This is a genomic window from Rhizobium sp. Root1204, from assembly GCF_001424965.1.
In the GTDB taxonomy this organism is placed as follows: Bacteria; Pseudomonadota; Alphaproteobacteria; order Rhizobiales; family Rhizobiaceae; genus Pararhizobium.
The window spans coordinates 209472-232362 of sequence record NZ_LMCZ01000005.1; the positions used below are offsets into that span (position 1 = coordinate 209472).

The following is a 22891-nucleotide window of genomic DNA, read 5'->3' on the forward strand; positions in this document are numbered from 1 at the left end:
TGATACATCCTTTGGAGATTGTGGCAATGTCGATCGATTTTCCATACTTTAACTCAGATAAAACTTACAAATATATATCTATATTTACAGAAACACACGTTGACAGGGATGCACAAAAAGATAGCTTGAAATATCAAAAGAACAAATAAGTGTCGCCGCTGCAACGCAGCAAGTGATGCGGCGGCAACGGGGGGAGGACTACATTGAATCAAACAGCGCGAAAATCTTCTGTCTATAAAGCCAGACTTTTCCGGTTTTCCAGGCTGCATGGCCAGTGTTCGTTGACCGTTGTACACGCCGCAGCGAGCGACTGTACCCGGGCGAACTGCCCATGAGCGAGGATATTATTGTCGCCGTCAAAGGTGCCGTGAAGCGGTTTGGCGGAGTTACCGCTCTCAAAGGCGTGGACGTTCAAGTCAAAAGAGGGGAGGTTCACGCTCTGGTGGGCGAAAACGGAGCGGGAAAATCGACCCTTGGGAAAGTCCTTGCGGGGGTTTGCCGGCTTGATGAGGGCAACCTGCTTCTGAACGGACAGATCGTCCGTTTCAAATCACCGCGCGACGCATTGCGCGGTGGCATCGCCCTGCTGGAGCAGGAGATATCCCTCGCACCATCCCTCTCGATCATGGACAATGTGTTTCTTGGCTCCGAGATCCACACGGCCGGGATTGTTCATACCAAGGAGCTTAGAAGGCGCTTCCATCTGCTGACCCAGGAGACGGGTTTCCATATGGACCCCGATCAAAAAGTCGCGGACCTGCCGATCGCAGACCAGCAGAAGGTCGAGATTCTTCGCTCTATCGCCAGACGCGCCGACGTCATCGTCATGGACGAACCGACGGCACCTCTGACGATCGATGAAGCCCGGCGGCTGCGCGCGCTCGTAAAAGCCCTGCGCGATAAGGGAACGACGATCATCTACGTGTCGCATTTCCTGGATGAAGTCCTGGAATTGGCCGACAGCGTCAGCATTCTGCGCGATGGTCAGCTCATTCGCAGCGGGCCAGCAGCCCTCGAGACGGCGGAAACGCTTGTGAGCGGCATGCTTGGGCGATCCTCCGATTTGCGATACCCGCCCAAAAACACCATCGACGGCAACAAGGTCATTCTCTCCGTGCGGGGATTGTGTACGCCGACATTACTCCAGGATATCAATCTGGATGTCCGCGCCGGCGAAATCGTCGGGTTGGCAGGGCTTGTAGGAAGCGGCCGCAGCGAGATCGCGCGCGCTATTTTTGGACGCGACAAGCGCAGTTCAGGCGAAGTCCGCATCGAAGGACAGCTGGTGGCCCCTCAAACGGCTGCTGCCATCGATGCCGGCATTGCCTTTCTTCCGGAAAGCCGCAAGACGGAAGGTCTTCTCATGGGACGGTCGATCCGTGAGAACATTTCTCTCGCCTATCTCACGGACGTAACCACGGCCGGCGTCGTGGGCCGCAAGCGCGAGCGTTCAGCTGTCGATGCCCTGATGAAAAAGCTCGATATCAGAGCCGCGAATGCAGAGGCGCCGATCTCAAGTCTATCGGGGGGCAACCAACAGAAGGCGCTCTTTGCAAAATGGCTTTTTCGCGGGCCAAAGCTGCTGATCGCTGACGAGCCTACACGCGGTGTCGATGTCGGCGCCAAACACGGAATCTACGCGCTCATTCGCGACCTCGCAGCGGAAAGCATGGCCGTCCTTCTGATTTCAAGCGAACTGGAGGAAGTCATCGGCTTGTCCGATCGTGTCCTTGCCATGCGATCAGGACAGATCGTCGCTGAATTCGAAGCGGAGACAGTAACACAGGAACAAATACTGGCGGCCGCGTTTGGCACAGCCGCGGACTCAAGGAATAGGACCGTCGCATGAACACCACCGTCGCACTCGCTTCGAAATCAGGATTGCAACAGGGAGGTACAGGGGCACCCCTGAAGCCCGGTACCAGTCGTTTCAAGATGGAGGGATTGAGAGACTACGGCATCGTCTTCGCTACGCTCGTCTTGTTCATCCTGCTTGCCTTGTCCTCGGATGTTTTCCTGACACGGCTCAACCTCGGCAACGTCATCGATCAATGGGCCCCCATCGGGTTGATGGCCTGTGCCGGCACCCTGGTGATCCTTGTCGGCGGCTTCGATCTTTCTGTCGGTTCGATTTTTGCCGTCTCTGCCGTTTCCGCAGCGCTCGTTGCCAACAGCCACGGGCCAGCGACCGGCATCGCCGTGGGCATTGCCGCAGGCGGTACGCTCGGCTTGTTCAATGGCGTATTGACGACAACATTCCGCATCAACCACTTCGTAGCGACGATCGCCAGCGCCATCGTTTTCAAGGGGTTCGCCACTGTTTTGAGCGGTGGCTTCCTGGTTGCCGTATCGGATGCGACCTTTCAACGGCTTGGTACAGACAAGCTTTTGGGCTTCAACTATTCCGTCTACATTCTCATCGCTTTTGCCCTGATCTGTGGTTTCATTCTGAACTGGATGACGATCGGACGGCACATCCGCGCCACGGGCGCCAACATCGAGGCCGCGCTGTTGTCGGGCATTTCGACAAACCGGGTGATCATCTTCACCTACGTGCTTTCAGGGTTGGCGGCAGGGCTCGCCGCGGCCTTGGTCGCAAGCCGGACGGGTGCGGCGCAGCCGAACATGAATGCCGGGATAGAATCCAGCGTCTGGGCGGCAATTCTTGTCGGCGGGACATCCCTTGTCGGTGGCCGGGGAGCCATCTGGCGAACGGTTCTCGGGGTGCTTCTGCTGGCCATGATCGGCAACGGCTTCAATCTTCTTGGCCTGGACACGCTGTACCAGCAGATTCTGACCGGCGTGATTATCCTGCTCGCGGTCGGACTGGATGCACTGGCCCGCAGGCGCTCCCGCTAAAGAGCGGGAGTACGTAACACATTTCTCGATCCCGAATGCATCCGCCGGCGACAACAACATCACCGGCTCGATGTGGGCTGCTGCGTTGAGGAAACGCAGTGCGTTCGCTCATATCCCACGACGAAGATGCCGGCTGCACCACCGGAACCGGAATTAATTTTTGCGCCACACTTTTCTTTGGTAACACGTGGTCCAAACACGGGGCCGAACAAGCAAAGTCCAGCGTGAAGACGCCGATGAATTTCGAATGCACTCGCGACCGCAGGACATTCGGCGTTCTTGTCAAACTCAACCCAATCCCTCGAATGAAAAGTCTTCGAGGGGACAGCAAAGGAGTTCAATATGTTTGTATCCAGACGCCTTGCCCCTTCAACGATCGGCGCTCTTTCGTTCGCGCTGGCGTTATCTGCTGCCGGTACCGTTGTCGCCCAGGAAGGCAAGGACGCCCGTATCGCCTACTTCCTGCAAGGCAATACAAGCTACAATCAGGCGAGTGCCGAAAAGGCAACGGAAGTCGCGACCGCCAAAGGTGCGTCAATCAATGTCCTGTCCGGCGACTTCGATCCGTCCAAGCAATTTTCACAGTGCCAGGACGCCATCACCACAGGCCGCTACAACGCTTTCGTCATCTATCCTGTCGATGGCGCCGGCATCCTGCCCTGCGTGCGACAGGCCATTTCTGCCGGTATCAAGGTGGTTGCCCTAGATAGTCCTCTCGGTCCGCAGTTCACGATCGAGCCGCAGGTCGAAGGGCTCACCGGCTCCGTCCTGTTTCCAGAGCCGGACGACGCAGAGGCATCCTTCTCGATGGTCAAGAAGGCCTGCGAGGGAAAGGACCCATGCAACACTGTCTACATTATCGGCAGCCGAGCGGCAGCCTATGATGCGGCCAAGCTGAAAGAGATCAACCGGCTTTATGCGGAAAACCCCACCATCAAGCTGGTCGCGTCGGGTGCATCCGACTACAGCGCCGATGGTGGTCTCCGGGTTGCGCGGGATATTCTGGTGGCCAACCAGGACATCCACGTCATCTTCGCCAATGACGATGATACCATCATCGGTGTCGAGCAGGCCGTCAGCGATACGCCGCTGAAAGGCAAGGTGGCGTTGATCGGCTCTGGTGCCAGCTACATCGGTGTTGAACGCATCCGTGCCGGCAGATGGTTCGGCAGCAAGGTGTCCCTGCCTCAGACCGATGCGGAAATTGCCGTCAATATGGCAATTGACGCAGTCAATGGAAAGGCGATCGAAAAGTCCGCTGTTTCAGTTCCGGAAATCAGCCCCGTCGGCCCCGTTGTTACGCGGGAAAATGCCGACAAGTTCGAGGCTCAGTGGGGCGTTCAGACAAACTGATAGGGCAATGACAGGACAACCCCGGATCGCCACGCGACCCGGGGTTTACTGTGTCAGGGCACGTTTGTGATTTTATCGGCGTAGGTGGCGATATCACGTCTGGATCAATCGAATGCCGAAACAACAGCTGATTGCCGGCCACGGGCATCAAAACCCGTGGCCGAAAGCGCTACTTTATCGTGTGCCTTCCTTGAGACCCAGAAGCTGCCACTCCCAACGCAAACCCTGGCCAAAACCGCCGCCATGCTCGGCAAAAAGCTTGGCGATATCGTCGGCGGTCGGGCGTGCCCAGTCGCGCTGCAGTTCGGAAACATAGGCGACTGTGGTCAGGGGCTGCGCGCCGGCCTGAACCATGCGCTGAACGCCGCGTTCATGACCTTCCGTGCTACCGCCGCCGGAAGCGTCGGTGACGATGTAGACTTCATATCCATCAGCCAATGCATCGATCACCGGCATGCTCAGGCAAACCTCGGTCCAGAGGCCCGCCATAACCAGCTTCTTCTTGCCTGTCTTCTTGACCCAGTCGAGCACGCGCTGATCGTCCCAGGAGTTGAGCCCGGTGCGGTCAATCGGCTTTTGGTCCGGGAAGACCGCCTGGACCTCCTGAAACAGTTCCTGCCGCTCGGCAAACGCGGTGGTCAGCAGCGTCGGAACGTTGAAGATCTTCGCAGCCTTCGCCAGGAAGGTCGTATTGTTGACGATCGCTTCGTTGGTGTGCGAGCGCACAGCAAGCAGCTGAAGATACTGATGATCGATCAGCAGAAGCGCGTGATCGTCGGGGGTAAGCAGCGAACTTTTGGCCATTCTCATGTCTCCTTTTGTGAAACGAGATGATTGTCTCGATGCACTGAAGAGATACTACTGAGACGACATTGCCGAAAGACGGGTGTTTCGGTACTATTCGTTCCAAAAATGGAACAATGCCATGTATGATCTCAACGACCTTTTCTATTACGCCCGTGTTGTCGAGCACCGTGGCTTCGCCGCTGCCGGCCGTGCCCTCGGAGTTCCGAAGTCGACGCTCAGCCGACGGATCACGTTGTTGGAGGAGCGTCTTGGTAGCCGGCTGCTGCAACGGACGACGCGCCAATTCGCGATGACCGAAATCGGCGCAGTCTACTATCGGCACTGCGTCGCAGTGATCTCCGAGGCCGAAGCAGCTCAAGAGGCCGTTGAGAACAATCGCACCGAACCGCGCGGCCTCATCAGGGTTACATGTCCCGTTTCATTGATGATCAGCCTAGTGTCACCAATCGTCTCGCGCTTCCTGATGGAGTTTCCGCTCGTTCGCATTCAACTGTCAGCGACCAATCGTCGGGTCGACGTGATCGAAGAGGGGGTGGATGTGGCGCTTCGTGTGCGGTTTCCACCGCTCGAAAATGAAGGGCTGGTGATGAGACGGCTTGCCGACAGCCAACAGATCCTGGTGGCAAGCCCGGCCCTTCTTTCCCGCTTCGGCAGGCCTTCGACACCCGATGAACTTTCCCCTCTACCCGGGATGGATCTGGTGCGAAGTTCGTCGAAGCATGTCTGGGAACTGCAAGATTCAACCAAAGAGCAACAGAGTATCCTCTTCGAGCCGCGCTATGTGGCCGACGATATGTACGCGCTCCGCCAGGCCGCCATCGATGGCGTTGGGGTTGTACAGCTTGCGGATTATCTCGTCACCGACCAGATCGCGTCCGGCGAGCTCGAGCGGATCTTGCCTGACTGGCATCTGAAGAGCGGTATCGTGCACGCCGTTTTTCCGTCGCGGCGCGGTCTGTCGCCGGCCGTCAGAAGCTTCGTCGACTATCTTGCTGCGGCGCTCAAGGCGTGATCGCGAATAAGTTGTAAGGCAACCACGGCATTCCGCGCACATCGGCTTGAGAAGGTAAAGACCTCCCTGTGCTGAACAAATGTCCACCATCCAGACATGCCGTCAGCACACAGGCTGCGGCAGTGATACCGGCACGACGTCCACACTTGCGATGCTATTCCGCTACAACCGGATTTCGCAACGTGCCGATCGAGCTGATTTCGACTTCGACAACGTCGCCGTGCTTCATCCAGAGCGGTGGGTTGCGGAACGCGCCGACGCCGCCCGTGGTCCCGGTGACGATGACATCGCCTGCGACCAGTGTCGTGAAACTGGACAGGTATTCGATCAGGGCTGGAATATCAAAAACCAGATCCGAAAGCGGTGCCCGCTGCATCTCCTCGCCGTTAAGGCGCGTAATAAGCTCAAAGGTCGAGGGATCGGCAATTTCGTCTGCGGTGAGCATGCACGGACCAAAGCCACCGGTATTGTCGAAGTTCTTGCCCGGGGTGAATTGCGGCGTGTGCTTTTGCCAGTCGCGAATACTGCCATCATTATAGCAGGAATAACCTGCAACATGGGAGAGCGCGTCAGCCGCGGCAATGTTGCGGCCCGGCTTGCCAATAATGACAGCCAGTTCCCCCTCGAAATCCAGCTGATCGGACACCGCCGGTTTGATGATCGGCTTACCGTGCGCCGTCTGGCTTCTCGGATTGCGGGTAAAGACCACCGGAAAATCCGGTTTGGGGCGGCCTGTCTCGACCAAATGTGAAAGATAGTTGACGCCGATGCAGAAAATCTTCTGCGGATCAGGGATCACCGGCAGAAGATCGGCGGCCGCAAGACTGAAATCCGGGACTGCCCCTAGAAGTCCCCGGGCGTCAGCGAGCCCATTTTCAAGCAGATCCCGCATCGTCGGATACTTGTCCTTCAAACGGGCATGGAGGTCGATGACGGTATCGCCGACAACAACGCCGTAGGCGGCGGCACCGTTCTTCTTGAAACTGATGATTTTCACGATATTTCCCTTTTGCGCGGATGCCCTGAAAGCCACCGCTGGCGGTCTTCGGATTGTGTACGATCAGTCTTGTTATGCAACCGCACTTGCGGTAGGGCGCTCTTCGGCTTTCCCCGATATGCGGAAACGCGCGGGGCTCAGCATGTCAGCCATATGAGCCACCCGATCAAAGGCATGGGGGATATCCTGGCCTGTAATCAATGCGCAGGCGAGATGCGCGAGCGCCGGCGCTGAGCCCACACCGAATCCACCCTGTCCGGCAAGCCAGAAGAAGCCGCTTGCCGCCGGATCGTACCCGACAACGGGATTTCTGTCCTCGGCAAAGGTACGGAAACCGGCCCATCGGTGCGTGACCTGGCGAACCTGCATCGATGTGTTGTTCATCAGCCGGTCAACTGCAACGGCAACGTCATATTCGTCGGCCTGGACATCGCAAGGCGTGTCTTCTGTTTCGTCCATCGGCGACACGAGCAACATCCCGGCATCGGGCTTGAAATAGAAGCCGCCCGACAAATGGATGAGCATCGGCAGGCTTGCCATGTCCAGCCCCGGGGAGGGAGGTACGAGGATTGCGGTACGCCGCAGCGGCTTCAACCCCAAGGGTTCCAGAGCAGCCATCTGCGCCACGTCATCAGCCCAGGCCCCCGCGGCATTGACGATTGCCGGCGCCGTAAAGGTATCACCGTTTTGGGTGCGCACCGTCCAAAGCCCGTCATTGAAGGATATCGACGTGGCTCGTGCATTGCCAATCAGTTCGCCACCACGCTGCTTGAGAAGCCGCGCATATCCGCCGAGGATCGCACCGGCATCAAGTTCCCCACCCGTGCGATCGACAAAGGCTCCTGCCACTTCATCACGATTGAGAATGCTGACCCGCGCCAGCGCATCGTCGATGCCGATTGGCGATACATCGGCCGCAATACCGGCCTGCATAGCCTTGAGCCGGTCCAGCGATGCAGCATTGGCAACGACGATCTGTTCGCGTGGGTGGATGAGCGCATGTTCAGTAAAGCCGTCGGGTGGACCACGAAAGAAAATCTCCGAAATCCGCCCAAGCGACTGGGATAGGCTGTTACCGTATGTGGTTGTGAAAAAGGCTGCCGAGCGGCCTGTCGCATGATATCCCGGCTGGGTTTCGGCTTCCAGAACAACCGTTTTTGCATATGCCGCGATCTCTGCGCCGGCGGAAACGCCCGCGATGCCTCCGCCGATCAATATGACGTCGTAATAGTTCATGGGATCACACCTCGACCAGACGGCGCCACGGGGTTTCCTTGCCCCAGTTGATGCAAACGCTTTGGCGGCGCATGTATCCCTTCCAGGCGTCAGAGCCTGCCGTGCGGCCGCCACCTGTTTCCTTTTCACCGCCGAAAGCCGCGCCGACATCGGCACCGGTTGTCCCCATATTGACTTTTGCGATGCCGCAATCACTGCCCTCCGCCGAGAGGAACGCTTCGATATTGGACAGATTGGTGCTGTGGATGCCCGAGGCGAGCCCCTGTGCGACGCCGTTGTGCAGTTCAAGAGCTTCACCAAAGTCGTCATATTCGATGACGAACAGGATGGGTGCGAAGGTTTCCTCCTGGACGCATTGCCATTCGTTGCGCGCGCCGGTGATGATGGTTGGCTCGACGAAATAACCCGGTCGATCCATTCGGCGGCCGCCGAAGGCGACGGTCGCACCGAGTGACTTGGCGGAAGCCACAGTCTGCTCGAACGCGATAACGGCCCCCTTATCGACCAGCGGGCCAACCAACGTGCTGCCGTCTACCGGGTCTCCGACCTTCACATTCCGGTACGCACCGGCCAGGAGCCGGACCAGCTTTTCAGATACGCTTTTTTGGACGATGACGCGGCGTGTGCTTGTGCAACGCTGGCCGGTTGTCCCAACGGCACCGAAAGTGATGGCGGCTGCGGCCAGCTCCAGGTCGGCCGTCTCATCGACGATGCAGCCGTTGTTGCCCGAACACTCCAGCAGGTAGCGGCGTCCCAGCGTTGCCCCGACGGTATTGGCGACCTTGTGGCCAACACCGGTCGAACCGGTAAAGGAAACCAGCGCCACGTTCCTGTCGGTCAAGAGGCGTTCTGCAACCGTATTATCTTCCGACACGAACATCTGGAAGACCCCGGCATATCCCATCTCCTCCATGGCTTTCACGGCGAGGCGCTGCAGCGCGATCGCCGTCAGCGGGACCTTGGGACTGGGCTTCCAGATAACGGTGTTGCCGCCGATCGCAGACAGAAAACCATTCTGCGCCCATACCGCGGCTGGAAAGTTGTAGGCTGTGATGATGCCGACGACACCGAGCGGCAGCCATTGGTCATACATCCGGTGATGGGCGCGCTGCGACTGCTGCGTAAAACCATAAAGCATGCGCGACTGACCGGCGGCGAGGGTGGCCATATCGATGACCTCCTTGATCTCGGCCTTGCCTTCCATCAGCGATTTGCCGGTATCGAGCGACACCAGCGCGCCAAGCGCATCATGATGCTCTGCAACGAGCATACCAATACGATGAACAAGATCGCCCCTGACGGGTGCGGGGACCATGCGCCATTTCTTGTGTGCTGCGACGGCAGCCTTGATGATGCGGTCATAGTCTTCGCCAGAAGCATTGCCGACCCTGGCAAGTTCTTCCTCGGTCGATGGGTTTATGGCCGCGAAGGCGTTGCCGGGTTCTGCAACGCTCCAACCACCTTCGCTGCCATAGGCGCCTGAATTCAACGCTTGAAGACCCAGCTCGGCGAATACTTTTTGTTTGTCGAAGATCATGTCTCTCAACCCATCCTTGCTACCGGTACGGAACCGCGATTGATCGCGCTGCAAGGCCATCCCTCCTTGCAGGCCTTCGGCGCATGGCCGTTGGCGTTGTTGTCCCGATTTGGATAGGCGAGCGGCTAAGGTAGCGCTTGTCCCATTCGAGACTATTTCGGCCGGGGCAGGGCACTTACGATCGGGTAAATTCGCTGTTCTTGAACAGCAGCAGCGACCTAAAATCAGGTGGAAAGTTTATGCGTGTGACGAGCAAGCTAGCCGATGTGGATTTCAATTTCGGCAAGATCGAACGGTCGGGAACCATGCTGGTCATCCACAGCGACGAAAAGCAAGCGATGAGAACCATGGTCTATATGGCACCGGATGATTTCCTGGCGTTCCTGAAGACCATGGCAACGAGCAAAGGAGCACTGCTGTTCCTGCTCTTTTTTCCCTATTTCTGGCTGAAGCATCGCCGCGATGTTGCGAAGGGAGGGACAGCCGCTGCGCACGCCGTCCCGTCCCCCAATGATGATCCATGGTAGCCGGCTCATCGCATGTGTGCAGTGGTCAGGAACCGCCGGAGGATATCAGGCGCCCATGCAGGGATGTGATATGTTCGCGCATCGCGGTCATTGCGCCATCCGCGTCCCGGCGCTTGATGGCGGCAATGATCGCGTCATGCTCGCCCTCTGTCTGCGAGAAATCGCTGGGCGCCCAGCGCGGCTGAAACCAGAGACGCGTCAGCCTTTCATGGACGGGGCGCAGGAAATCGGCAATCATCGGATTACCCGCTCCCAACGCAATGATCGAATGAAAACGCCGGTCCAGTAGCAACAAATCCGGCTTTGATTGCCGGTGCACGGCAGCAATCGTTTCGGCCTGGATCGTGTCCAACTCCTTGAGCTGTGCGTTGCTCAACCGCGTTGCCGCTTTCGAGGCGCAATAGGGCTCCAGAACACCACGTACTTCCAGAGCCAGCAGAATTTCATCAAGCGATTCCAGCCGGATCAACACGCCTTTGCGCGGGATGACCTCGAGCAGATCTTCCTGCATCAGCCGCTGCAGTGCTTGGTGGACAGGAGTCCTGCCCATTTCAAGCTCCTCGCAGATCGCATTTTCCTGCAGGAATCGCCCCGGCTCATACTGGGCCGTCAGAATGCGCACCTTGATTTTCTGGTAAGCTTGCTCCGTCAATGAGCTTTTTCTAATTGCGGGCTGGGCCGGAATGGCCCCCAGCTTTGCAAGCATGTCAGGCGATAGCTCAGACACCGTCTTTGAGGAAGCGCGTTGACGCTTTCCTTGGTGCTGCGAAGAACTCATCCTTGGTGTCCTCGTTTCAGATAGCCGTCGTTTTTCGATCTGGTTACGGTAAATTTCAACCGCGTTTTACGCCAGCTCGACCGCCGCAGCCTGCTCGTTTCTTTCAGTAGATCGTATTTCAGAAGGAAGACAGGAAAATAAGTTCCTGAATGAGCGCGAAAAGTGCGATGCGGTTACAAAGCCGGATGCAACCGCGATATCGATGACTGGGATGCACGTTTGCTCAAGCAGGCTCTTGCCCCATTCGAGGCGCAGCTGAATGTAATACTGGGCCGGGGTGGTTTTGAGATGCTTCATGAACAGGCGCTCGAGTTGCCTGCGCGATATCAGCGACATCTTGGCAATCTCGTTCAGCGTTTTACGCTCCGCGATATTGTTCTCCATCACGGTGATCGCTTGCACCAGCGGATGGCGGGGTGCCGCGTGCACAAGAGGCTTGGGAAGTTTCTGCCTGGCGGTTGCCGGGGCTATGACATTGCCCAGGAAGTATTCCGCAAGCCGGTTTGATTTCGTCGCGCCGAGCCGGGCCTGAATTATATCCAGGGAAAAATCGAAGGACGCCATTTCACCCGCGCAAGTGTAGATGTTCTCATCGCTGTGAAGCCGCTGGCCATTGACCGTTATGTCCCGGAAGCGCTCCGAAAAGCTCGGCATCTTGCTCCAATGGATTGTGCATTCCTTTTCCTCAAGCAGGTCGGCATCTGCAATCATCCAGGCTCCCGTCCCCACGCCGACGAGAGTGGCCCCCCTTCGCGCCATTCCTCTGAGAAAGGAGCGGGTTTTCGAGCTGACATGACGATCGACATCGTTTCCAGAACAAACGACCACCAAATGTTCCTGTAGAGCGCTCGCATCCGGACGGAATGATGTAAGATCGTCACTGAGCTCGACCTCGATCCCGCAAGATGCCACCGCCGACCGACGAAGCACCCCGACCAATCTCCAACGGAAATGATCTGCAGCGTCAGCCCTGTTGGCCTGGTTGAAGGGTTCGATGATGGCCGCAAGACTAAGCATCGAGAAACCATCGACGACAAGCACGGTGACCGTTGTCACCCGCGTCACCGGCTCCAGATCAGCGCGGTTCTGCCGCTCAAAGCGGCCATCGTACCGAAAAGCCTCATGCTCGTTTTCACCACGGGTGCCCAGAAGCATCACGTACCCTACAACTTGTTTTGAGAATGGCAGGCATTGATGGAGACGATCAATCGCCTGCCGGGGTGGCTCTCATGTGCGTTGTCAGCCGGCATAAGGAGTGCGTCTTCCGGCGGACACATGGACGCGCAAGCTACGATCTCAGGTCGCGAGCCGCGTTGCCTGATGCAACAGAATCTTCCAGCCTGTGGCATCGCGCCGGAAGACATTGGTGCCCATGAGCGCGGTCTTGCGATTGTCAGCGACGAAGGTAACATTTTCCCGGACAAGCCGGATGGCGGCAGAGTTTCCCGGCTCGCTTTGGGTCAAGTGAGTCAACTCAAACTGAACAAACGGCGCGCTCGCAAACGCATGCGCCATTGTTTCAATAATCGCCTCGATGCCGACCGCTGCATTGCCGTTCGGCTCGATATAGGCGGCCCGGTCAGAGTTCGACCAGATATCACACATGGCGTTCACGTCATGCCGTTCGATAGCCGAGTAAAATGCGGCCTCTGCCGCATCGATCGTTGCAAACATTACTCTTCCCTCCTGAAGACGACGCCGCCCGTTTCGCGGCAATAGGTGTCCGTGGCTTACCATTCGTTTTAGACAGCCAAGCCCAAGGCAGTGCTTGTCCTATTCGTCACCATCCCCGCTTTCACATGATGGCCGCGATCCGTTCGCTCGCATCAGGCGGTATAAATTTGGACTATCGATCTCCCCGGCGCTCACACAGGAATAGTCCGGCAAATGCGGGCAAACGCATCCATCGGATTTCTAGCGGAGCAAATCATGAGCACTCCAGGGACACGGCGCGGGGGCGCCGCAAATCGCCGTGAGGCGCAGGCTCGCAAGGGCGCAGTTCAGCGGGCGGAGCTTATCAACCAGTTGCCCGCCTATTCCATCATGGACGAGGATGGCCTCGAACAAGTACTGGGCATGGCATTTAGGATTCTGGAAACAATCGGCATCGAATTCCGCCATCCGGAGGCGCCAGCCCGCTGGCAGTCCGCCGGCGCACAGGTTGACGGGGCACGTGTGCGCATCAAGCGCGACCTGATCATGAAGCTGATCTCAACGGCTCCATCCGAGATCCGTTTCAACGCCCGCAACCCCGAGCGCTCAATCACGCTTGGTGGCGCCCGGACAGTCTTCAGCGGGGCCTATGGCGCGCCACACGTTCTCGATTTCGACGACGTTCGCAAGACCAGCACGCGCGAGCACCTGCAGAACTTCACCAAGCTGGCGCATACGGCCAAGACGATCCAGATCAACGGCGGCGTGCTTGCTGAGCCCCAGGATGTCGATGTTCGGCTGCGTCACTTCGAGCTTGTCGGACAGACAATCCTGCTGTCGGACAAACCCTATATGGGCGCCGTGACATCGCGGACGGCGGCGAAGGACACCATTGCGCTGTCGCAGCTTGTGTTCGGTGAGGAATTTGTCGATCAGAACATGGTTGTCGGCTCGCTGGTCAACTGCAACACCCCGCTTGTCTGGGATGAGGCGATGATCAACGCGCTCGAAATCTATTCGCGCGCCAACCAGACGGTCATCTGTACACCGTTCGTCATGGGCGGCGCCAGTTCGCCCGTCAGCACCATCGGCGCTTGCGCTCTTATCATCGCCGAAGCCCTCAGCGGCATCGCCTATACGCAAATCATCCGCAAGGGTGCGCCAGCGATGTTTGGCTGCGTGGCACAGACGATCTCGATGAAATCGGGCGCGCCACTGACCGGCAGCCCCGAACCGATCGCCATGAACCTGATCGTTGGCCAAGTCATCCGCAAACTCGGCCTGGTATGGCGGGCGAGCGGGCTCTGGACCACAGCCAAGACGCCAGATCTGCAGGCCGGTTATGAATCGATCATGTCGACATGGGGTTACATGTTGGCGCATGCGAACTGGATTATCCACGCCGCCGGTATCGTCGAAGGCGGCCTTGCCATCAGCTATTCCAAATTTGTCCACGACGTCGAGCAGATCGATATCTTCTACGAGGCCTTCCTTCGTCCGAGAATGGATGACCTCGAGGAAGTCTTCGAAACCTTGGTGAAGGTCGGCCCGGGCGGGCATTTTCTGGGCGAAGCGCATACGCGCAAGAATTCCTTCTACATACCCGAGCTCTCGGATGCCAACAGCTACGAGCAATGGCGTGACGAGGGGCGGCTTGACGCTCATCAGGTCGGCCTCGCCAAGGCGCGCCGCATGATCGACGAATACGAAGCACCGGCGATCGACGAGGGGCTGCGGCAGACGATCGGTGACTTTATTGCCTCCCGCTCAAAAGCCATCACCGGTGGGGAGTTCGAACAATGAATATGGCCGGAACCTTTACCGCGGGTACTGAAACCGGATGGAGCCTGACGGCTCTTCGCAAGTACCGGCTGGCGCGAATGCGCGAACAGATGGCCATCCACGACGTCGCCGGCATTGTCCTGTTTGATTCCGTGAACCTGCGCTATGCGACCGACACGACCAACATGCAGGTCTGGGGCCATCACAATCCGGTTCGATACGCCTTCATCGCGACCTCCGGCCCGGTCATCATCTTCGACGCGACGACCATGCTGCATCTCTACGATGGCTTCGATCTCGTCGACGAGTTGAGCCCCTGCATTCCATGGACCTACTTCACGGCAGGACCACGCTTCGAGGAAAATGCGAAGGCCTGGTCGAAGAGCATTGCCGCGCTCGTCCGCGAGCACGGTGGCGGCAACTGCCGCCTTGCCGTCGACAGGATCAATCCGTTCGGCGTGTGGGGGCTCGAGCAAGAGGGCGTCAAGGTCATCGAGGGGCAGGGCATCATGGAGCATGCCCGCGTCATCAAGTCTGCCGACGAACTCGGCGCCATCCGCTGCGCAATCAGCACCGCAGAAGCCGGCATGGAAAGCATGCGCCAAGGGCTGGAGCCCGGCCTGATGGAGCGGGAAGTCTGGTCGATCCTCCACAAGCGCAACATCGAACTCGGTGGCGAGTGGCTGGAGGGCGCACTCTTCGCGTCCGGTCCGCGCACCAATCCCTGGTTCAAGGAGGCAAGCGATCGGCGTATCGAGAATGGCGACATCGTCGCCTTCGATACGGATCTGATCGGAAACTACGGCTATTGCGCCGATATTTCCCGCACCTGGATCTGTGGTGACGCCAAACCCACCGTCGAACAGCAGGATCTGTTTGACATCGCGGTGGAGCATCTCGACCGGAACATGTCGATGGTGAAAGCCGGCCTGACATTCAGGGAGTTTGCCGAACGGTCGGAAAACCTGCCGGAGCGGTTCCGCCGCCAGCAATATGTTTGTGCCGCCCATGGCATCGGCATGTGCGATGAGTATCCCCAAATCCTTTACTGGCGCGATTATGAGAACTTCGGTTTCGACGGTGTCCTGGAGACAGGGATGACGATCTGTGTCGAAAGCTATGTTGGCGAGTTTGGCGGCAAACAGGGCGTCAAGATCGAACAGCAGATACTGGTGACCGACGATGGCTACGACCTGCTCTCCAAATATCCGCTTGATCTGCTGAATTCGCGCTAAGCCGCACGCGCAAGCCGGCGCCTCGGCCCCCATCGGCTCAGAAGGAGGAGACTATGTGCATTTTCATGATTGATGCGCTTGCCGATGATGCCTGCCCCGGCGGGGCTGCAGCATTTTCCGGCAAAATACCGAAATGCAACCGAGCCTGCGGTTCTGCAAAGTGCCGCAAGTCCGGCGGCGCGATCTTACCCATCGTCGCTGTCACCGCGACCGGGTTGGCGGCTGACCTCAACAGGACCACGCCTGACGCCGAGTGATCCCCCGCCGGCTGCCTGAAGCAAAACGCATGCGCATATTTGCTTTGCCGGCACCGGATCAATGGTCTCATTCGGGACTTCTGAAATGACAAGGCTGCAGGCTAATCGTTTGCACATCTTGAGGACACGTAAAAGCAGGGGTTGGAATGAGCACGCAAACCGATGAGATTATCCTTTCAGAGCTTGATGACGACGCCCTGACCGATCAGATGCATGCAGACATGTACGATGGCCTTGCCGATGAAATCGCCGAGGGAACCCGCATTTTACTTGGCCGCGGCTGGTCTCCGACCGAAGTGCTGGAAAAAGCCCTGGTCGAGGGAATGCGGATCGTCGGCATGGACTTCCGCGATGGCATTCTTTTCGTTCCGGAAGTGCTGCTCTCGGCAAACGCGATGAAGGCCGGGATGAACATCCTCAAGCCGCTTCTGGCAAACACCGGTGCCAAGCCCATCGGGAAAGCCGTCATCGGCACGGTCAAGGGCGATATTCACGATATCGGGAAAAACCTCGTCATCATGATGTGGGAGGGTGCTGGCCTCGAAGTGATCGATCTTGGCATCAACATCGATGTCGATGTCTACATCGGCGCGCTCCAGGAACACCAGCCAGACATTCTCGGCATGTCGGCGCTGCTCACCACGACCATGCCTTACATGAAGATCGTCGTCGACACGTTGAAAGAGCGCGGGCTGCGCGAGGACTACATTGTCCTCGTCGGCGGCGCGCCACTCAACGAGGAATTTGCCGCCGCAGTCGGGGCTGACGCCTATTGCCGCGATGCAGCCGCCGCAGTCGAAACCGCTAAGCACCATCTTGCCAGGAAATATCGCCGCAACAGTATCGACGCATGACATTCGAGCCGGCCTGCTGCTCAGGCCTTGGGGCTAGGGAAACAAGACAATGACAAAAATTCTGATCGTCGGCGCCGGCATCGCCGGACTGACCGCCGCCCTGAGGCTTCACGCCTTGGGTATCGACGTCGAACTGTTCGAAGCCGCGCATGAGGTCCGCGAGCTGGGTGTAGGCATCAACCTGCAGCCCAATGCAGTCAAGGAACTCACCAATCTCGGTCTCCTGGGCAAGCTTTCGGAGATCGGTTCCTCGATGGAGGAACTCCGCTATCACAACAAGCACGGGCAGGAAATCTGGAGCGAACCGCGTGGATTGAAAGCCGGCTATCTGTGGCCACAATTCGGCATCAGCCGCGGGCGCTTTCAAGGTCTTTTGCTCAAGGCCGTCAAGGAGCGCCTTGGTGAAGACGCCGTCAGGACAGGGCACTACTTCCATAGGCTGGAGCAGACGGGCGATCTCGTCACCGCCGAATTCCGGGAGAGCCGGGATGGCAAGCCGGTCGGCACCTATACCGGCGACATCCTGATTGCCGCCGATGGAATTCATTCCGCCGTTCGCCGTTTCTTCTATCCGCAGGAGGCCGCGCCGCGTTTTGCCGGGCAAATCATGTGGCGGGGTGTCACGGATGCCAAGACCTTCCTGGATAACCACACGATGTTCATGGCCGGACATCGCCAGCAGAAGGTGGTTTTCTATCCGATGGCTGGACCTCTGACCCATCCGGACAGCACGCAGATCAATTTCGTCGCTGAAGATTCAGTCGATCCCAACAAGCCGATGCCTCAAGAGGAATGGAACCGCGTCTGCACGATCGACGAGGTCGCTCCCCGTTTTGAGAAATGGGCCTATGACTGGTGCGATGTGCCCGGCATCATTCGCAACGCCAAGCAACTCTATGTCTTTCCCAAAGTCGACCGGGATCGCATCCCGAAATGGACTTTCGGGCGGGTCACCATGATCGGCGATGCCGCCCATGCCATGCATCCGGCCGGCTCCAGCGGCGCCTCCCAGGCGATCGTCGATGTGCGGGCGCTGGCACTTGCCTTCAAGACACAGCGCGACGCTGTAGCGGCCATCGACTTCTACGAGAAACTGCGGCTTGAGGAAGTCTATTCCCTGGTCAAGCTCAACCGCGAAAAAATGGGCCCGGAATGGGTCATGGTTCTCGCCGAGCAGTTAGCCCCCGGCGGCTTCAAGCATATCCATGACGTTATCCCGAAAGAAGACCTCAACCGGATCGCTGACGACTACAAGAAAGCCGCCGGTTTCTATCCCGCACAGGTCAACGCGCTAGATCCGTTGGTCGATATCGATCCGAGACTTTTGTAAGCACCACGGAGTTCATGAGAATGTGCTATGACACTGCCGTTATTCACGGCGCCAGTTGCGTTCAGGACGACAATCGGACCTGCTCGTATGTCTTGACCACTTCCAGCCCCAACACGCGCGGCATCGTTGCGGGCTTTACCACCCTGCTATCCGAAATCGGCGCCGACATCACCGAGGCACATCAATATGGTGATATCGATACCGACCGTTTCTTCATGCGGCTGGTCTTCAGCTATTCAGGCACGGCCGACGATTTCCGCAAGCTCGAGGAACGGCTTCAGGCCGTTGCGATGAGGGTAGGGGCCACCATCAGCCTGAAAACCGCCGATGCCCGGGCCCGGGTTTTGATCATGGTCTCCAGGTTCGATCATTGCCTGCTCGACCTCCTTTACCGGTTGCGCGTGCGGGAATTTCCAGCCGAGATTGTCGGCGTTGTCTCCAATTATCCGAAGGAAGATTTCGCCAATATAGATCTGCGGGGCATGCCGTTCCATTATCTGCCCGTAACCGCCGCAACAAAGGCGAAACAGGAGCAGAAACTGCTCGACATCGTCCAGCAGAGCGCCGTCGATCTGGTGGTTCTTGCCCGCTACATGCAGGTCCTGTCGGATGACGCGGCGAAAGCATTGTCTGGTCGGTGCATCAATATCCATCATTCCTTTCTGCCCGGTTTCAAGGGCGCACGGCCTTACCAGCAGGCCAAGGAACGGGGTGTCAAGATCATCGGAGCGACGGCCCATTATGTCACCGGCGACTTGGACGAAGGGCCGATCATCGAACAGGATGTCGAGCGCATTAGCCATCTCGATTCCCTTGATGACATCGTCCGCAAGGGCCGCGATATCGAACGCAGGGTTTTGGCAGGCGCCGTCAGGAATCATCTGGAAGGCCGGGTCTTCATCAACGGCAAGACGACCGTCGTCCTGCACAACTAAGATTGCAGCGCGCCCAGAACCGGGAGAGGAAACCCATGCCAAACGCGACAGTCTCGATCCAGACGGCGCAAGCCACACGCTATTGCGCCCAGCTTCTGAGCCACTGGAAACATCACGGCCCGGTCGTCAATGAAACGGCGGCCGGCGTCGTGATGGCGTTTGGGCAGACAAGCTATACGATCGAGCCGAATACGGACGCGCTGACAATCACCATTGCGGCAGCAGACGTTACTTCCCTGAGCAAGGGCAAGGCGGCCATAGAAGAGCACATCAATCGGTTCGGTTTTCGCGAATCGTCATCGTTTGTGTGGGACTGGCGACAGCCGGAGGCCTGACGATCCCGCCCGTGGTCAATCAAGCACCGCCACTTGCCCTGATCCGGCCAGCCACCAGCAACCGGCGGGGTTCAACGGCTCCCCGTTAACTTCTTTTCGGCTGCTCGAAGGGGCGCTGATCGTCACCGATCTGGCGGATATAGAGATGGCGAAAATTCGGGTTGGTGTTGACGAAGATCGGCAGGCTGGCGGCGCCGATAACCGGCGCGTCATCGGTCAGTTCACCGACGACGAGCCGCGGCGAACGGCGGTCCTTGCGTTCGCTCAAGGAGCGGTACAGCGGATAGGCCCGCTCGACCAGCGCCGTGATAATCGACGGCGGTAGCGACCCGCCGACCGTAATGAACTCCGGATCGATGGTGCCTTCGAGAATAGCCGCCAGAAAACGCAGGCAAAGTCCCGCCTCCTCCATCCAGGCGGAAAGCTGCGGATCGCGGCGGGCATGGATATCAGCAAGGATTGACAGGTCGGCGACCGCTGCATCGGCATCTTCGATGCTCCATTCGAGCGCCGACGCAATACCGTTCAGCGACAGGATGGCATCGATAATCGGCGGTGCGCCATTGTCGCGCATGCGTTTCGGTTGAAATGGCAAGAGCCCGAGTTCGCCGGCGTTCCCCCATGCACCCTTCAAGGGCATGCCATCGACAATCATGCCGGCGCCGACGCCGTATCCGATATACAGATGGGCGAAGTTGCGCTTGTCCTTGTCGCGGCGGGCAAAATGCTCGCCGATCGCCGCGGCCGTCGCGTCGTTCTCGACAAGCACGGTCAAACCGCACAACTCCTGCAGACGCTGGGCGACGGGGACGCTGGCCCAGGCGTCCCATCCCGGCTGCTTGGTGGCAAAATCGTAGATGTCATCGTCCAGCGTGGGAAGCACCAGGCCGATGCTCCAGATTTTTTCCCGCGGGACATCTGCCTCGGCGATGAGGTCTTCGGTCAGGCTGGCAATGTGCTTGAGCGTTGGTTCCGGCTCGCGCGTATCGCCCGTCCAGGTTTTCCGGCCGATGACTTCCAGCAGAAGATTGCACACGACCATGACGACGCGGTTGCGGTCGAGATGAATGCCGATGGAGAATCCGGCAACAGGGTTCGGACCGAGATAAATCTGCGGCTGGCCGCGCTGGCCCTGCGAACGCCCGGTTTCGATGATGAACTCCTGGTCCAGCAACTCCCGGGTAATCCCGGAAACAGTCTGCGGCGTCAGCCCGACGCGCTTGGCAATGTCAATGCGGCTGAGCGGGCCGGACTGGTGCAGCGCCTCGAAGATGAGCCGCCGGTTGAAGATGCGGGAATGCTCGAGATTGGTGCCGGTGACATCGGGCAGCCTCTGCCGCCCCTCGGCGAGCCTGGTCAGCTTGGGCGCTCCCGCCCGTGTCTTTGGCGTATCAGTCATTCCGTTTCCATTCAGCGTGCCCGGAATTCCTGGCCGAGGATGCCGTAAGCCGGGCCAGAGCGGCGCCCGAGCATGGCTTGTCCGGCAGCATCGAAAAGGTGAACCGCGGCGGCCGGGGCGTCGGCCACGAAGCGATCTCCGGCCGTGCAGAAAATATCGCCGGGATAACGCACGGTTATCATCTGCCCATCGGCGAGTCGCAGATAGACGATGCTGGTTTCGCCGAGATGTTCCACGAGGTCAACAGTCCCCTCGATCTTCACCGATGGGCCATCGCCGGGGATCCAGTGTTCCGGCCGGATGCCGACGGTGACTGTTGCGCCGGGGGCAACCGGTGCTCCCGAATAAGGAAGGCTGATGTGCTGCTCACCCACAGACAGCTTCATATTACCATCCGCAACAGCACTCACGCGCGCCTCCATCAGGTTCATCGCGGGTGATCCGATGAAGCCGGCGACAAACAGGTTGGCGGGGGCGTGATAGAGGTCGAGCGGCGTTCCGACCTGCTCGATGCGGCCGGCATTGAGCACGACGATCTTGTCCGCCAATGTCATCGCCTCAACCTGATCGTGCGTCACATAGATCATCGTCGCGCCCAGTTCACGGTGGAGCTTGGCGATCTCGATGCGGGTGTTGACGCGCAGTGCTGCGTCGAGGTTGGACAGGGGTTCGTCAAACAGGAAGGCTTTCGGCTGGCGCACGATGGCGCGGCCGATGGCAACGCGCTGGCGCTGGCCACCGGACAGTGCGCCGGGCTTGCGGTCGAGAACCGCGTCGAGCTTCAGGATCGAGGCTGCCTTGCGGACACGCCGGTCGATCTCGTCTTTCGGGATTTTTGCGAATTTCAGGCCGAACGCCATGTTGGTATAGACATCCATATGCGGATAAAGCGCATAGGACTGGAACACCATGGCGATCTGCCGTTCAGCCGGAGGAACGTGGTTGACGATCTCGCCCCCGATGCGGATGTCACCGCCGCTGATATCCTCAAGGCCAGCGATGGCGCGCAGCAGCGTCGACTTTCCGCAACCTGACGGGCCGACAAACACGACAAATTCACCGTCTTCAATCTTGAGATCGATCCCGTGCAATACATTGAGGGCGCCGAAGGCTTTGCGCACGTTGGAAAGGGACAGGTCAGCCATCGATTTTTCTTTCTTTGATAGCAAGGCTCATCATTTCACGGCACCCGCGGTGAGGCCGGAGACGATACGGCGCTGGAAGATCAGCACGAGCAGGATCAGGGGGACGGTAACGATGACGGAAGCGGCCATGATCGTGCCGAACGGCAATTCGAAGCGGCTCGATCCGGAAATCAGCGCCAGGCCAACCGGAACCGTACGAACCGTATCGCTGAGCGTGAACGTCAGCGCGAACAGGAATTCGTTCCAGGATGCAATGAAGGCAAGCAGGCCGGTGCTGGCAAGCGCGGGCGCAAGCAGCGGGAAATAGATCTGCCAGATCATCGCCCAGGTCGAGCATCCATCCATGCGGGCTGCGTCTTCCAGTTCAGCCGGAATCTGGCGGATGAAACTGGTCATCACCCAAACCGTAAACGGCAGGCTGAAGATCATGTAGGAAAGGACGAGGCTACCGAGGCTGTTATAAAGCCCGAGCCAGCGGATCGTGCCGAACAGGCCGGACAGCACGACGATCTGCGGAAACATCGACGCGCCGAGAATACCGGCCAAAACGATGCCGCGCCCCCGAAACTTCATCTTGCCAAGCGCGTAGGCCGAGGTGATGGCGAAGATCAGCGACAGCGTCACGACGCTGACAGCGACGATCGCCGAGTTGAGGATGTTGCGCAGAAAGTTGCCGTTGGTCAGCAGGTCGCGGTAGTTGGTCAGGTCGATTGCCGGAAAGAAATCAACCGAGAACAGTGCCGCACCCGACTTGAACGATGAGACGATCGCCCAATAGAAGGGAAAGATCGTATAGAACACGACGACGATCTTGAGCAGTGTCAGCGCGACGGTTTTGGCAAGGCGTTTCATAGTCATCC

At 58.5% G+C, this 22891-nt stretch carries 22 protein-coding genes; 12 read left to right on the top strand and 10 right to left on the bottom strand.

Annotated elements, in window-relative coordinates:
• Window positions 1-331: 331 nt before the first annotated feature.
• The 3 genes from ASC96_RS07480 (at window position 332) to ASC96_RS07490 (ending at window position 4212) form a co-directional block, all read left to right on the top strand.
• Entirely contained in the window at window positions 332-1849 is a 1518-nt protein-coding gene (locus ASC96_RS07480) for a sugar ABC transporter ATP-binding protein (RefSeq protein ID WP_060502411.1), read from the top strand.
• Complete coding sequence (locus tag ASC96_RS07485) at window positions 1846-2859, top strand: ABC transporter permease (protein ID WP_082511979.1); 1014 nt, start codon at window positions 1846-1848, stop codon at window positions 2857-2859. The genes ASC96_RS07480 and ASC96_RS07485 overlap by 4 nt, the downstream gene beginning before the upstream one ends.
• A gap of 342 nt (window positions 2860-3201) precedes the next feature.
• The gene (locus ASC96_RS07490; protein ID WP_060502413.1) at window positions 3202-4212 is read left to right on the top strand and encodes a sugar ABC transporter substrate-binding protein; all 1011 of its coding nucleotides are present in this window, start codon (window positions 3202-3204) and stop codon (window positions 4210-4212) included.
• 174 nt (window positions 4213-4386) lie between these two features.
• Here the strand turns inward: ASC96_RS07490 and ASC96_RS07495 are convergent, their stop codons facing one another.
• Window positions 4387-5016: a hydrolase gene (locus ASC96_RS07495; protein WP_244481933.1), complete on the bottom strand. Its 630-nt coding sequence runs from the start codon at window positions 5014-5016 to the stop codon at window positions 4387-4389.
• Between the two features lie 121 nt (window positions 5017-5137).
• Between ASC96_RS07495 and ASC96_RS07500 the strand changes: the two genes are divergently transcribed.
• Window positions 5138-6031, top strand: coding sequence for a LysR substrate-binding domain-containing protein (locus tag ASC96_RS07500; RefSeq protein ID WP_060502415.1), 894 nt, complete (start codon window positions 5138-5140; stop codon window positions 6029-6031).
• Window positions 6032-6185: 154 nt separating this feature from the next.
• Here ASC96_RS07500 and ASC96_RS07505 read toward each other — a convergent pair whose 3' ends face one another.
• From ASC96_RS07505 to ASC96_RS07515, 3 genes are all read right to left on the bottom strand, one after another.
• The gene (locus ASC96_RS07505) at window positions 6186-7028 is read right to left on the bottom strand and encodes a fumarylacetoacetate hydrolase family protein (protein ID WP_060502416.1); all 843 of its coding nucleotides are present in this window, start codon (window positions 7026-7028) and stop codon (window positions 6186-6188) included.
• Between the two features lie 72 nt (window positions 7029-7100).
• Window positions 7101-8264 carry an FAD-binding oxidoreductase gene (locus ASC96_RS07510; RefSeq protein WP_060502417.1) on the bottom strand — a complete coding sequence of 388 codons (1164 nt, stop codon included), beginning with the start codon at window positions 8262-8264 and terminating at the stop codon, window positions 7101-7103.
• 4 nt (window positions 8265-8268) lie between these two features.
• Window positions 8269-9855, bottom strand: coding sequence for an aldehyde dehydrogenase family protein (locus ASC96_RS07515; protein WP_200954922.1), 1587 nt, complete (start codon window positions 9853-9855; stop codon window positions 8269-8271).
• Window positions 9856-10001: 146 nt separating this feature from the next.
• Here ASC96_RS07515 and ASC96_RS07520 point away from each other — a divergent pair, with 146 nt between their 5' ends.
• The gene (locus tag ASC96_RS07520; protein WP_156393916.1) at window positions 10002-10328 is read left to right on the top strand and encodes a hypothetical protein; all 327 of its coding nucleotides are present in this window, start codon (window positions 10002-10004) and stop codon (window positions 10326-10328) included.
• Window positions 10329-10353: 25 nt separating this feature from the next.
• Here ASC96_RS07520 and ASC96_RS07525 read toward each other — a convergent pair whose 3' ends face one another.
• From ASC96_RS07525 to ASC96_RS07535, 3 genes are all read right to left on the bottom strand, one after another.
• Window positions 10354-10980, bottom strand: a complete 627-nt coding sequence (locus tag ASC96_RS07525; RefSeq protein ID WP_060511948.1) for a GntR family transcriptional regulator — start codon at window positions 10978-10980, stop codon at window positions 10354-10356.
• Window positions 10981-11172: 192 nt separating this feature from the next.
• A complete protein-coding gene (locus ASC96_RS07530) occupies window positions 11173-12162 on the bottom strand; it encodes a helix-turn-helix domain-containing protein (RefSeq protein WP_162246334.1) in 990 nt (329 codons plus the stop codon).
• A 240-nt stretch (window positions 12163-12402) separates the two neighbouring features.
• Window positions 12403-12780: a nuclear transport factor 2 family protein gene (locus ASC96_RS07535; protein ID WP_060502421.1), complete on the bottom strand. Its 378-nt coding sequence runs from the start codon at window positions 12778-12780 to the stop codon at window positions 12403-12405.
• Between the two features lie 255 nt (window positions 12781-13035).
• Here ASC96_RS07535 and ASC96_RS07540 point away from each other — a divergent pair, with 255 nt between their 5' ends.
• The 7 genes from ASC96_RS07540 to ASC96_RS07570 all read left to right on the top strand — a co-directional run bounded on the left by ASC96_RS07540 (window position 13036) and on the right by ASC96_RS07570 (window position 19487).
• Window positions 13036-14562 (top strand): trimethylamine methyltransferase family protein, encoded by a 1527-nt coding sequence (locus ASC96_RS07540; protein ID WP_162246335.1) that lies wholly within the window; start codon window positions 13036-13038, stop codon window positions 14560-14562.
• Window positions 14559-15776: a Xaa-Pro peptidase family protein gene (locus ASC96_RS07545; protein ID WP_112834753.1), complete on the top strand. Its 1218-nt coding sequence runs from the start codon at window positions 14559-14561 to the stop codon at window positions 15774-15776. Before ASC96_RS07540 ends, ASC96_RS07545 begins: the two co-directional genes overlap by 4 nt.
• A gap of 53 nt (window positions 15777-15829) precedes the next feature.
• Window positions 15830-16033, top strand: a complete 204-nt coding sequence (locus ASC96_RS07550) for a hypothetical protein (protein WP_060502424.1) — start codon at window positions 15830-15832, stop codon at window positions 16031-16033.
• Between the two features lie 146 nt (window positions 16034-16179).
• Entirely contained in the window at window positions 16180-16887 is a 708-nt protein-coding gene (locus ASC96_RS07555) for a B12-binding domain-containing protein (RefSeq protein ID WP_060502425.1), read from the top strand.
• Between the two features lie 49 nt (window positions 16888-16936).
• Complete coding sequence (locus ASC96_RS07560) at window positions 16937-18217, top strand: flavin-dependent oxidoreductase (RefSeq protein ID WP_060502426.1); 1281 nt, start codon at window positions 16937-16939, stop codon at window positions 18215-18217.
• Window positions 18218-18237: 20 nt separating this feature from the next.
• Window positions 18238-19152 carry a formyltetrahydrofolate deformylase gene (gene purU, locus ASC96_RS07565; RefSeq protein ID WP_060502427.1) on the top strand — a complete coding sequence of 305 codons (915 nt, stop codon included), beginning with the start codon at window positions 18238-18240 and terminating at the stop codon, window positions 19150-19152.
• A 35-nt stretch (window positions 19153-19187) separates the two neighbouring features.
• Window positions 19188-19487 carry a DUF2218 domain-containing protein gene (locus tag ASC96_RS07570; protein WP_060502428.1) on the top strand — a complete coding sequence of 100 codons (300 nt, stop codon included), beginning with the start codon at window positions 19188-19190 and terminating at the stop codon, window positions 19485-19487.
• An 85-nt stretch (window positions 19488-19572) separates the two neighbouring features.
• Here the strand turns inward: ASC96_RS07570 and ASC96_RS07575 are convergent, their stop codons facing one another.
• Genes ASC96_RS07575 through ASC96_RS07585 form a run of 3 tightly spaced genes read right to left on the bottom strand, consistent with a single transcriptional unit; the run spans window position 19573 to window position 22889 of the window.
• Window positions 19573-20886 carry an ROK family transcriptional regulator gene (locus ASC96_RS07575; protein ID WP_082511982.1) on the bottom strand — a complete coding sequence of 438 codons (1314 nt, stop codon included), beginning with the start codon at window positions 20884-20886 and terminating at the stop codon, window positions 19573-19575.
• 11 nt (window positions 20887-20897) lie between these two features.
• Window positions 20898-22031, bottom strand: coding sequence for a sn-glycerol-3-phosphate ABC transporter ATP-binding protein UgpC (gene ugpC, locus ASC96_RS07580; RefSeq protein ID WP_060502429.1), 1134 nt, complete (start codon window positions 22029-22031; stop codon window positions 20898-20900).
• Window positions 22032-22061: 30 nt separating this feature from the next.
• Window positions 22062-22889 (bottom strand): carbohydrate ABC transporter permease, encoded by an 828-nt coding sequence (locus tag ASC96_RS07585; RefSeq protein ID WP_112834752.1) that lies wholly within the window; start codon window positions 22887-22889, stop codon window positions 22062-22064.
• Window positions 22890-22891: the final 2 nt, after the last annotated feature.